General features: G+C 70.8%; 9 protein-coding genes and 1 pseudogene. 7 read left to right on the forward strand and 3 right to left on the reverse strand.

Translation table 11 applies throughout. From position 1 onward, the window contains the following. Window positions 1–237: 237 nt before the first annotated feature. On the reverse strand, window positions 238–3300 hold the full coding sequence (locus tag QT196_RS16970; RefSeq protein WP_290355190.1) for a D-alanyl-D-alanine carboxypeptidase: 3063 nt from the start codon (window positions 3298–3300) through the stop codon (window positions 238–240). Window positions 3301–3524: 224 nt separating this feature from the next. Between QT196_RS16970 and QT196_RS16975 the strand changes: the two genes are divergently transcribed. The 3 genes from QT196_RS16975 (at window position 3525) to QT196_RS16985 (ending at window position 5825) form a co-directional block, all read left to right on the forward strand. Continuing rightward, the gene (locus QT196_RS16975; protein WP_168479770.1) at window positions 3525–4286 is read left to right on the forward strand and encodes a GPP34 family phosphoprotein; all 762 of its coding nucleotides are present in this window, start codon (window positions 3525–3527) and stop codon (window positions 4284–4286) included. 266 nt (window positions 4287–4552) lie between these two features. Further along, a complete protein-coding gene (locus QT196_RS16980) occupies window positions 4553–5419 on the forward strand; it encodes a helix-turn-helix transcriptional regulator (RefSeq protein WP_168479772.1) in 867 nt (288 codons plus the stop codon). Window positions 5420–5615: 196 nt separating this feature from the next. Next, window positions 5616–5825 carry a DUF397 domain-containing protein gene (locus QT196_RS16985; RefSeq protein ID WP_168479774.1) on the forward strand — a complete coding sequence of 70 codons (210 nt, stop codon included), beginning with the start codon at window positions 5616–5618 and terminating at the stop codon, window positions 5823–5825. A gap of 141 nt (window positions 5826–5966) precedes the next feature. Here QT196_RS16985 and QT196_RS16990 read toward each other — a convergent pair whose 3' ends face one another. Continuing rightward, window positions 5967–6848, reverse strand: a complete 882-nt coding sequence (locus tag QT196_RS16990) for a hypothetical protein (protein WP_248001184.1) — start codon at window positions 6846–6848, stop codon at window positions 5967–5969. A gap of 288 nt (window positions 6849–7136) precedes the next feature. Here QT196_RS16990 and QT196_RS16995 point away from each other — a divergent pair, with 288 nt between their 5' ends. Together QT196_RS16995 and QT196_RS17000 are read left to right on the forward strand one after the other, a co-directional pair. Further along, window positions 7137–8363 carry a PLP-dependent aminotransferase family protein gene (locus QT196_RS16995; protein ID WP_168479776.1) on the forward strand — a complete coding sequence of 409 codons (1227 nt, stop codon included), beginning with the start codon at window positions 7137–7139 and terminating at the stop codon, window positions 8361–8363. Between the two features lie 215 nt (window positions 8364–8578). Then, window positions 8579–9364 carry an SDR family oxidoreductase gene (locus QT196_RS17000; RefSeq protein ID WP_290355192.1) on the forward strand — a complete coding sequence of 262 codons (786 nt, stop codon included), beginning with the start codon at window positions 8579–8581 and terminating at the stop codon, window positions 9362–9364. Window positions 9365–9492: 128 nt separating this feature from the next. Here the strand turns inward: QT196_RS17000 and QT196_RS17005 are convergent, their stop codons facing one another. Continuing rightward, window positions 9493–10611 (reverse strand): ADP-ribosylglycohydrolase family protein, encoded by a 1119-nt coding sequence (locus QT196_RS17005; RefSeq protein WP_168479780.1) that lies wholly within the window; start codon window positions 10609–10611, stop codon window positions 9493–9495. 348 nt (window positions 10612–10959) lie between these two features. Between QT196_RS17005 and QT196_RS17010 the strand changes: the two are divergent. Further along, window positions 10960–11162: pseudogene (locus tag QT196_RS17010) on the forward strand (NAD(P)-dependent oxidoreductase); the annotation flags it as partial. A 199-nt stretch (window positions 11163–11361) separates the two neighbouring features. Then, window positions 11362–11625, forward strand: coding sequence for a hypothetical protein (locus QT196_RS17015; protein WP_018092249.1), 264 nt, complete (start codon window positions 11362–11364; stop codon window positions 11623–11625). Window positions 11626–11627 lie beyond the last annotated feature (2 nt).

Here is an 11627-nt window from a genome sequence, read left to right on the forward strand (position 1 = left end):
CGGAGATGGGTCAAGGATGAGTCACGCGAGGGGCGGGCGACGGGTCGAACGACGAGACGGGCGGAAGGTCGGCCGGAGGCCAGAGGCCAGAGGCCGGAAGCCGGAGGCCGGAAGCCGGAGGCCGGAAGCCGGAGGCCGGAAGCCGGAGGCCCAGAAAGCCAGAAGGCCGAGGGCGGCCGGTGGCCAGGGGTGCTCCCCCTCAGCCAACCCGACGCCCCCGGCCCCCGGCCCGCCTGCTCAGCTGATGCGGATCAGCTTCGCGCCGAAGCCCGGCTCGGCGAGGTCCTGCTTCAGGGCCACCGGCACCTTCTGCGCGCTCTCGCCGTCGCCGACCGTCAGCACGCCCACCACGGTGCCGGCCTTCGCCGTGTGCGGGATGGTCTTGCCGGCGTCGCTCATGGAGAACTTGGCCTTCATACCGGCCCAGCCGACGGCCGACAGGTTCTTGGTCGCCACGACCGGCGTCTCACCGCCGAGCCCGTCGTCCACGTAGCCGACGACCTGGCCCTTCTTGACCACGGTGGCCGAGGTCAGCGCGTCGCGGACACCCGTGATCACCTTCGAGGTGTTGTTCAGGGCCAGCGGGAGCGAGCTGGAGCCGTTGGGGTCCGGGCCGCTGACGTGCTGATCCATCGTCACACCGATCAGCAGGGGGGTCTTGTCGCCGACGGTGCGGTAGCCGGCCCACATGAACGTTCCACCGGCCGGCGTGCTCGACCCCGTCTTGATGCCGGCGACCTTGCCCGCCATCGTCGTGAGCAGCGAGTTGTTGTTGTAGATCTTCTCCGGCAGGCCCTGGATCTGCACGTTCTCGGTGCGCACGACCTCGCGGAACGCGTCGTTCTTCATGACCTCTTCGGCGAGCTTGAGCTGGTCGACCGCGGTGCTCTTGGTCGACGCGTCCAGGCCGCTGGGGTCGGTGTAGGTCGTCTTGGTCATCCCCAGGTCCTTGGCGGCGGCCTGCATCTTCTTCGCGAACGCCTTCTCGGACCCGGCATCCCAACGCGCCAGCTGCCGCGCGGCGTTGTTACCGGAGGGGATCATCAGCATCTGGAGCATCTGATACTGCGTGAACTTCTGCCCCTTCTTGAGCGTCACGCGCGACTCGTCCCGCTTCTGTGAGTCCGCCTCGGCCTGTGCGTCGACCTTGATCGTCTCGCCCTTCTCACCCTTCTTGAGCGGGTGGTCGCGCAGGATCACATAGGCGGTCATCACCTTGGCGACACTCGCGGTCGGTACGGGCTTGGCCTCGCCGGACGTGCCCATGTTGCCGACGCCGACGACCTTGACCGCGGCCTGGCCCTGGTTGGGCCACGGAATCGAGAGCTGGCCGCCCTCGAAGGTGAACCCGGTCGACCCGCCGACGGCGAGCTCGGGGGCGGGCAGCGGGCGCACCGCCTGGGCGACCACGAAGATGATCACCAGCAGGACCGCCAGCGGTGTCCAGATCTTGAACCGGCGGACGACCGAACGCAGCGGGGTCTCGGGCGGCGGCGGGGTGTTGGTGAGCTGCGCCAGGAGGTCGAGCGGCGGCAGCGGCTGCTGCTTGGTGCGCTCGGCCTCGGGCAACTCGGCGGGGGCGGCGGCCGTGGCGCCCGTGGTGGCGGACGGCTTGGTGCCCGGCCGGTCCGCAGGCTTGGGCTTGGGCGCCGCGGCCGGCTTGGCGGGCTCGGCGGCCGGCAGCGCGCCGGTGGCCTTGCCGGCCGGCTTGGCACCGGCCTTGTCGGCCTTGCCGGCCGCCTTGTCCGCGACCTTGCCCTCGGGCTTGTCCGCCGACTTGCCTGCCGACTTGTCCGCGGGCTTGTCGGCTGCCTCGTCCCCGGGCTTGTCCGCGGCCTTGTCGGGCGTACGGGCGGGCGTCTTCGGCGCCGTCTTGCCCAGCGACTTGCCCGCCGTGCCGTCGTCCGCCGACTTCAGCGCCACGAACTGGCTGGTCCGCTCCGAGTCCCGCTCGGCGACCTTCGCCGCCTTGGCCTCGTTCTTGCCGTCGGCGTCCTTGCCCTCGGCGTTCTTGTCCTTGGCGTCGGTCTTGGCGTCGGCCTTGCCCTTGCTCTCGGGCTTGTCCTTGGCCTTGCTCTTGGCCGCGTCGCCGTCCTTGGCGGGCGGGGAGATCTTGAACGCGGTGGTCGCCTGATCGACGGCCTCCGCCTCCGCACCCTTCTTCGACTTCGCAAACGCAAAGACACGCGTCGCCTCATCGACCGCCGGCTCCTCGGCCCCAGCCGCTTCGCCGCCGCCCGTGCCGTCCCCGTTGCGCTCGCTCGCCGCACCGGGCTTCCCCTTCTGCGGCCCGACGGTCTTGAACACGGCGGTCGGCTGATCGACAACCTCGGCCTTGGACGACGAAGCGGGCTTGTCCTCGGAGTCGGACTTGCCCTCAGGGCCGCCCTTGCTCTGAGGCTCGGCCTTGCCCTTGGGCTGGGACTTCGCCTCGGACTGGGACTTCGCGCCGCCCTTGGAGCCACCGCGACCGGCATCCCCGTCGGCGTCCGTCTCCCCGTCGGCGTCCGCCTCGCTGTCGGCGTCCGCCTCGCTGTCGGCGTCCGCCTTCGCCTCCGACTTCACCGACTGCTTCGCAGCAGACTTCGCACCAGACTTCGCGCCCGGCTCGGCGTCGGCCTTTGCATCGGCCTTCGCACCGGACTTCGCTTCCGGCTTTGCGGCGGCACCAGCACCAGCACCAGCCCCCGAAGCCTCACCCGACCCAGCGGCCGACTCGGCATCGACATCGGCCTCAGCCTTCACCTCGGCCTCCGACGCAGCAGCAGCACCGGCATCACCGTCGCCACCCTCACCCGCCTCGGCGCCTTCGGCTCCCTCGCCGCCCTCGCCGTCCTCATCGCCCGTGCCCGCGACCCAGGCGGCCACAGCGGCGCGCAGACGGGCATCCCCGCCCTCGGCGCCCGCACCGCCCTCCGCGGCGTCCTGAGGCTCCTCAGACGCGTCCTCGGACGCCGACCCGGCCCCGGGCTCCGCCTCCGTCCCGGCCGCCGGCTCGCTCCCGCCCACCGGCTCCGCCGAGGACTCCGCCTCACTCGCCGGGGCGGGCTTCCCCGCCGACGCGGATTTCGCCGCGGCGACCGGTTCCGGCTTCGCCTCGGACTTCGACTCCGCCGCTGCCTCCGCCCCGTCGTCCGCAGGCTTCGGATGCTTCCCGGCATCCGAAGCCTGAGCCGATTCGTCCGGCTCCCCGCGGAAGGCCGACAGCCGCGGATCACGTTCGTTCCGCGCCGTCTTCCCCGACGACTGCTTCTTGTCCGACTTGTCGGGGGACTCGCCCGCCACCGATGTCTCCTTCATACGTCCCACTGCTGCCTGGCCCAGTGTTCCCAAGTGTCCTGTGTCCACGTGGCCCCATCTCGCCGCCACGCGTACCGGTAGGCGCCGCACCCCTCAGAAAGATGTCGCCGACGTGCAAGACGAGAACGACATACCTACCGGTTCCATATCGAACCCCCCACGCACTCTCGACAGATGAATGTGAGAGGGGTCACCCTGTCATTCATCCACGCGGGGAGGCATGGATGGGCAGGAGCCGCAGAACAATTCCGGAGGAGCTTCTGCTGCTCGCTTTGGACCCGACCACGGGCACCACAGCGCAGCCGCAGTCGCTCGACCTCGGCCTGGCCGGGGCACAGCTAGTAGAGCTGGCTCTGGCAGGACGGATAGCCCCAGACGGGGATCGTATCGCCGTGGTGATGGCACGGCCGACAGGAGATCCAACTCTGGACTCCGCGCTCGAACTGCTGCGCCGACGCGGCAGTCCGGTGCGCGCGGTCCACTGGATCGGCGGGCCCCGACTCGGGCTGCGCCAGACCTACCTCACGCATCTCGAACGGTGCGGCATGGTGCATGCCGTGGCGGGACAGATGTGCGGGGTGCTGCCGACGACGCGCTACCAAGCGACGGAGACGGCCATCAGCCGGGAAATCAGGGCCCGGCTGGACAACGCGATCCGCACCGGCGTACCCCCGGACCCGCGGACCGCGGCGCTCGCCGCGCTGGCCCATGCGGTCGGCCTCGGCAAGCATCTGTATCCAGGGAACGAAGGGCGGTCATCGCGCTCCCGTCTCCGGGATCTGATCCGGCACGACCCGATGGGCGGGCTGGTCGCACACGCCGTCATGGATGTGCAGAACGGTGTCGCGGTACAGCCCCGGCGGCAGCAGGCGGCCGTCGCGGGACCGGTCCGGCAACCGGCGGCACGGGCCACGGCGGACCCGGCCGGCGCGCCGGTCCAGTCGCGGCACGGCCACGGCCGGATGGCCCGGGTAGGCGCCCGCTGACGCCGTAGAACGCGTACGACACCTCGCACCACCCAGCGCAGCACTCGTTCCACGCATCACCCGCACCACCGTCCCCGAAGTCCCGTACGGGAGCCGCAGCACCAAGCGCGGGGTGGCGGGTCGGCCGTTCCAGACAACGGCCGGCCTGCCACCCCGCGCATCTGCTCGCTCGCCTTCTGTGTGCATTTCACTGCGCGGCGTCACCTCGGAGTGGCAGTCTGCTGAACAGAAAACGACAGCAGTACGGAGCCGGAGGTGCACGTCCCGTGGCGTCCAATGTCAATCCCACCGTCAGGCGACGCCGGTTGGGCCAGGAGCTACGAAGGCTCCGTGAGCTCAAAGGCATGACGGCGGAAGAGGTGGCCGACCGGCTGCTGGTCTCCCAGTCGAAGATCAGCAGACTGGAAAACGGCCGCCGCAGCATCAGTCAGCGCGATGTCCGCGATCTGTGCGGGGTCTACGAGGTCGAGGACCACCGCATTGTGGATTCGCTGATGCAGATGGCCAAGGATTCGCGTCAGCAGGGTTGGTGGCACGCCTTCGGCGACATCCCCTACAGCGTCTACATCGGCCTGGAGACCGAGGCCGCCTCACTGCGGATTTACGAGTCCCTGCTGGTGCCCGGTCTGCTCCAGACCCCCGGTTACGCCGAGGCGGTCATTCCCGGCACGGTCCCCGAGCTGGCGCCCGACCATCTGGACAAGCGCATCCAGGTGCGGATGCGCCGCCAGGAGCGGGTCACCGACCCCGAGCGCCCGCTGCGGCTGTGGGTGGTGCTGGACGAGAGCGCGCTGCGGCGGGTGGTCGGCAGCCATCTGATCATGCGCGAGCAGCTGGACCATCTCGTCGAGATGAGCCAATTGCCGCATGTGACGGTGCAAGTTCTGCCGTACAACACCGGTGCGCATGCCGGAATGTCGGGAACGTTCTCCATCCTGGAATTCGACGATGCCGCCGATTCCAGCGTGGTGTACATCGAGGGCGTCACCAGTGACCTCTATCTGGAGAAGACCAACGATGTGCACAAATACACGATCATGTACGAGCATTTGCGTGCGCAGGCGTTGAGTGCGGAGCACAGCCGGGAGTTCATCGCCGCTGCGGCGAAATCCCATGCGGACGCCATGGGATGACATCCACCAGGAGTCATTGGCGCGGAATCCAGGATTCCGGGGAAAGGGATCGCACGGTACACCTGCCGTCGCTCCCATGAAAAGAGATCAAGAAATATGCCCTTCGTACGGGTGAACGGCCTCTGCGGCTCGTGATGTTGGCGCGTAGCGTCGTCAGTACCGAATCCCCGGTAACTCAGAGTGAGCTGGAGTGAACATGGCCGTGCAGCCCAATTCCGCATTCTCCTGGACCAAGTCCTCGTACTCCGGTGGCAACGGCGCCTGCGTGGAAATCGCCGTGCCGACCGCGGCAGCCATCGCTGTGCGCGACTCCAAGGACCCCGAGGGTCCGCGCCTCACCTTCGACAACTCCTCCTGGCGCCACTTCCTGTCGGACGTCGCCGGTGGCGCGTTCGACGCGGCGTGACCTGAGCCGTCGCCCTCCGCAGTTCGCAGTTGTGAGCCCTCTCGACTGGATCGCCGTCCCGGCCGAGGGGGCTCGGCCATGCCCGGTCTCCCCGTTCCGGCGGGCCTGCGGCAGTCCTCGTACGGCCGCTACCGGTGGCCGTCAGCGCAGCTCGGACACATAACGGTCCGTCCCGGGCACGGTCGGCAGGAACGGTGCCACCAGCTCCACCCACCCCAGCCCCGACTCCGCGACCTCCTCCTCCAGGCCGGCGAACGGCTCCGGCCAGCCGTCGCGCGGGTCCTGCTGGAGGAACCACAGCAGGGTCAGCCGGGTGTCGACGCCCTCGACCTGCCGCACATAGGACATCCGGTCGCCCGGCAGCGGCGTCGGGCGGAAGACCGTGACCATCGCGGCCGGGGAGCCCGCCAGCCGCCGCGGCAGATGCCGGGCACAGAGCCACTCCAGCAGCTGGTCCCGCCGCTCCGGACCGTCCGTGTCGATCACCTCCAACACCAGCCCGGCGTACGGGTGGTCCAGCGCGTGGAGGTCGCGGGGACCCGCCGCACCGTCCCGGTACACCGTCGCCAGGTGGTCCTGGAAGGCCGTAAAGACATGGGTGCGGTCCTGGTAGACCCGGCCGTCCCGGTTGAGGCGCTTGTTGATGCCGACGGTCCACTTCATGTGCTCGTCGTAGCGGCCCGCGGTGATCCAGTACGTGGAGAGATAGCAGCCCGCCGTGACCGGCCGGGCGACGGCGGACTTCTCGGGGCGGCGCAGCAGTTGCAGCTCGCGGGTGGCGACCCAGCGGCGGCCGGCGAAGATCCATGGCATCGCCATCGCGCCCGCGATGTAGTGGTCGTCCTCGTACCAGCGGTTGTAGGCGTATTCATGGCCGGGATGCGGTTCGACCATGGTGATCAGCGCATGTCCGGGGTGCACGCCGTACGGGCCGACGGCGGCCAGCTCGGCGTAGGCGGCGGGCCCGGTGTCGACGGCTGCGGCGGCGGTGACCTCTGGCGTTCGTTCGCTGTCTGCGGTCATGCCAGACAGGTGTAGCTGACGAATCGTCAGATGGGGAGGGGTGGTGCGCGGTTCGATGCGCGGATCGGTGCGCGCATCGTCAGGCATCGAGCGCGCGGGGCCGCCCCGGCCCGTACGCGGCGCCGGCTTCGCAGCCCCGGCCGCACCCGCCCCGCACCCTCGTCCTTGCCCTTGTCCGCCCCGGCTCATCATCCGATCACCCCTGCGCCCCGTCCCCCGGCCGCTTAAGCTGCTGGGCATCTGTAGCCGGCGATGGTCGGGCGCAGAACACGAGCGAGGGGAGTCGTCATGCCGGACGCGATAGTGGGCCGTGCCACCGCCCCCGTCCCCGGGCTGGCCGCTCGGGCGGCGCGGACCGGGAGTTCGCCGGTGCGGGACATTCTGGCGCTCACCGCGCGGCCGGAGGTCATTTCGTTCGCGGGTGGGCTGCCCGCGCCCGAGCTGTTCGATACGGAGGGGCTGGCGGCCGCGTTTCAGCATGTGCTGGCGGAGGATCCGCGGCGGGCGCTTCAGTACTCCACGAGTGAGGGCAGTCCGGCGCTGCGTGCGGCCGTCGCGGCGCGCACCACCGCGCGTGGGCTGGCCACCGACGCCGACGACCTGCTGGTGACCACCGGCTCGCAGCAGGGGCTGACGCTGCTGGCCACGGCCCTGCTGGAGCCGGGGGACGTGGTGCTGGTCGAGGATCCGTGTTACCTCGCGGCGCTTCAGATCTTCTCCTTCGCCGGTGCCAGGGTGGTGCCGGTGCCGACCGATGACGAGGGGCTGGACCCGGTCGCGCTGGACGAGATCACCGCGCGGGAACGGCCCAAGCTGCTCTATGTCGTGCCGACCTTCCAGAACCCGACCGGCCGCACGCTGTCCGCCGAGCGCCGGGCCGCGGTCGCCGAGGTCGCCGCCCGGCGCGGGCTGTGGATCGCTGAGGACGACCCGTACGGGGAGCTGCGCTTCGAGGGTGAGCCGGTGCCGTGGGTCGCGTCGTTCCCCGGGGCCGAGGACCGTACGGCGCTGCTCGGCTCGTTCTCCAAGGTGATGGCGCCCGGTCTGCGGCTGGGTTCGCTGCGTGCGCCGGCCGCGCTGCGGCGCGCCTGTGTCATCGCCAAGCAGGCCGCCGATCTGCACACCTCGACCGTCGATCAGGCCGCGGCGGCGCGGTATTTGGCGGTCGCGGATCTGGACGCGCATCTGGGGCGGGTGCGCGACGCCTACCGTGAGCGGCGGAACGCGCTGGTCGACGGGCTGGCAGCGGCACTCCCCGAGGGCTCGCGGTGGAACCGTCCGGCGGGCGGCATGTTCGTGTGGGCGACGCTGCCGGAGGGGTATGACGCGACGGCGCTGCTGCCCGAGGTGGTGCGGCATGACGTCGCGTACGTCCCCGGCGCGCCGTTCTTCGCCGGGCCGCCGGACGCCACGGCCGTCCGGCTGTCGTTCGTGACGCACTCCCCGGAGGAGATCCGCGAGGGGCTCGACCGGCTCAGGAAGGCGCTGGACGGGGCGGGGCGGCAGCACGGCTGAGGGGGGCGCTGGAGGAGGCGCGGCGGCGGTACGCCTGAGCGCCGGGGGCCTCTGTCTCCTGCGGGGCCGGTGCTGCCCCCTGGTGGTTACGTGCCTTGGAGGCGGCTGCCTCTGCGCGGCTCCGTCTTGGCGAACGGCTCTGGTCTTCCCGGGGCGCGGGGCCTAACCTGACGCCCCATCAGGCGTGAGCGGGGCGGCCCGGCCGGGAGGCACACATGCTGCTGCGGAACAAGACCGTCGTCATCTCGGGCGTAGGCACCGGGCTCGGCCATCAGGTCGCGGCGGCCTGTGTGCGGGAGGGCGCCTCGGTGGTGCTGAGCTCCCGTACGGAGGCGAATCTCGCCAAGTCGGCGGCGCAGCTGGATGCTTCGGGCGCGCGTACGGCCTGGCGGGTGACCGATATCGGCGACGAGGCGCAGTGCGCGGCGCTGGCCGCGCTGGCCGTGGAGCGGTTCGGCGGGATCGACGCGGTGGTCCATGTCGCCGCCCTGGACTCGCTGTTCGGGGGCCTGCGGGAGGCCGACTTCGACTCCTGGCACCGTGTCGTGGACGTCAATCTCTTCGGCACGCTGCGGATGACCCGCGCCTGCCTGCCGTCGCTCACGGCGCGCGGCGGCGGCTCGGTGGTCCTGATCGGCACCCAGTCGTCGGTCGCCGCGCCGTCACAGGTCCAGCAGGCGGCGTATGCGGCGTCCAAGGGCGGACTGGTTTCGGCGATGTACTCATTGGCGCGCGAGCTGGGGCCGGACCGGATACGGGTCAACACCGTGCAGCCCGGCTGGATGTGGGGCCCGCCGGTGGAGGCGTACGTACGGTTCCAGGCGCAGAGTGAGGGCGTCCCGGAGGCCGAGGTGCTGGCCCGGCTCACCGAGCGGATGGCGCTGCCCGAGCTGGCGACGGACGCGGATGTGGCCGAGACCGTGGTCTTTCTGGCCTCCGACCGGGCGCGCGCCATCACGGGGCAGTCGCTGTTGGTCAATGCGGGGGAGGTGATGCGGTAGGGGGTGTTCCGCAGGCCGGTGGGCGGGTGGCAGGCGTACGGCGGCCGGGCCCGGTGCCCCCCTCAGGCCGTCGTGGCATGAGGTGCACGTCGCCGGGCGGCCCCTGAGCCTCTGTGTTTGCGGCCGCCTTACGCGCGCGGGTAACGGACGAGCCAGCCCGGCGATGATCCGGCCGGGCCGTGCAGCACGGCGCCCTGCGTCATCTCCATCGAGAAGTCGTCGGCCAGCTGGAGGATCGTGTCCCGGCCCTCCAGCTCGACCAGCCAGTTCGGCGGCAGTGCCGTCTCGCCGTGCAGGGTGCCCAGCAGATTGCCGCAGATCGCGCCGGTGGAATCGCTGTCCCCGCCGTGGTTGACGGCCAGCAGGAGGCCGTGCCGGATGTCCTCGGCGACCAGTGCGCAGTACACGCCGATCGACAGCGCCTCCTCGGCCGTCCAGCCCTCGCCCAGGGACTCGACCCGGGCGGGTGTCGGCATGCCCTGCCGTACGGCGCCGAGCGCACGCTTGAGGGCGTCGGTGGTCTCCTCGTGGCCGGGGCGGGTGGCCAGATGGGCCAGCGACTTCTGTACGGCGCTGTCGAGGTCGTCGCCACGGGCCAGCGAATGGCTGATCACCGCGAACGCGCCGGCCGCCAGATAGCCGGTGGGGTGGCCGTGCGTCTGCGCCGCGCACTCGGCGGCGAGCTGGAAGACCAGCTGCGGCTCCCAGCCGACCAGCAGGCCGAACGGCGCGGAGCGCATCACCGCGCCGCAGCCCTTCGAGTCCGGGTTCTTGGGGCTGTCGAGCGTGCCCATCACCTCGTCGCCGAGACCGCTCAGACAGGCCCGGCCCGGTGCCCGCCGGGAGTACAGCCACTCCTCGCGGGCGAGCCAGCCGTCGTCCTTCCTGCGCTCGTCCGGGCCCCAGTCACGCTGGGTGGCGGACCAGCGCAGATAGGCGCGGTGGACGTCGGTGGGCGGATGCCAGGCACCGGTGTCGCGGCGTACCTGGGCCCGGATCAGGCCGTCCACGGTGAACAGCGTCATCTGGGTGTCGTCGGTGACCGCGCCGCGCCGCCCGTAGGCGGGCACCAGATCGGTCACGCCCTCTTGGCCGTGCGCCTTACGGATCGCGTCGAGCGAGTCGAATTCGATACCGGCACCGAGCGCGTCGCCGATGGCGCCGCCGAGCAGACAGCCGCGTACCCGGCTGCGGAAATCCTGCTGCTCCGCGCGCCCCCAGATGGCGCCGCCGCCCGCTGCGCTCATGCCGAAACCTCGCTCCACTTGGCCTCGCATCCGCCTGGCGCGCACCTCTGAACGGCACGCTCGCTGCGCTCGCTCACTGCGCCCTCCTGAAGCTCACTACGTCCCGGGGCCTTGTGGGGCCCCTGGCGCAGCACTGTAATCGACCGAGAATGATCAAATTTTGGCCAGGAGGGTATTGCGAATAGTCATTCGTAAGGAGGCTTTTAGCCGGTGGCGTCCGATGGGTACGGGGTCGGGCGGTGGGGCGGGGGTGGTTCCTGGGCGGGGCGGGCGGTGGGTCGGGGTGACTCCTGGGCAGGTCGGGGCGGTGGGTCGGGAGTGGTTCCTGGGCGGGGCGGGCGGTGCGCGAGAACTGGGGTCGCCGGCGCCGGCCTGGACGTCTTCGACCACGAGCCACTGCCGGACGAACACTCGCTGCGCAGACTCCCGAACGTGCTGGCCCTCCCCCACCTCGGCCATGTCACCCGCCGTAATTGCGGGGCCACTTCCAACAGGCGGTCGAAGGCATTGCGGCCTTTCTGGCGGGCGGCCCGATCCGTCAACTGGGCTGAGGCAGCACCGGTCATCCGGATGTGGGACCTACCCCACGGGCCGACAGTCCTGGCCGGACTCACCCGGCCACCCCCGGGCACGCAGAGCGTGCCGCCGCACCGGGCCGCCGGGCCTCGGCCGACGCCTTCGTCCCCCGCCCCTTCCTGGGCGCGCATCCGTTCGATGATGGCGGCGTCGCCCGTTGGGCATGCTCTCCCCATGTCCGAGTACGAGTGGGATCGCACCACCATGGCTGTCGTCGCCTCCGCCCTCTCCGGAGACAGCGACGGCGCGGTGGAACTCCTTCGGCCGCTCCCCCAGAGCGATGTGTGCCATATCGCCGTACGGCTCGCCGCCATGGCCGCCGACGCACTGATCGTCGCCGCCCAGGACAGCGGAGGGGACCGCGAGGAGGCCCTGTCCCAGTGGCAGCAGTGCATCCTTCAGCACGAGGCGGAGTACGAGGGCGGAGTAGGGGACTGAGT

Source organism: Streptomyces sp. P9-2B-2 (genome assembly GCF_030406865.1).
GTDB classification, from domain to species: domain Bacteria; phylum Actinomycetota; class Actinomycetes; order Streptomycetales; family Streptomycetaceae; genus Streptomyces; species Streptomyces platensis.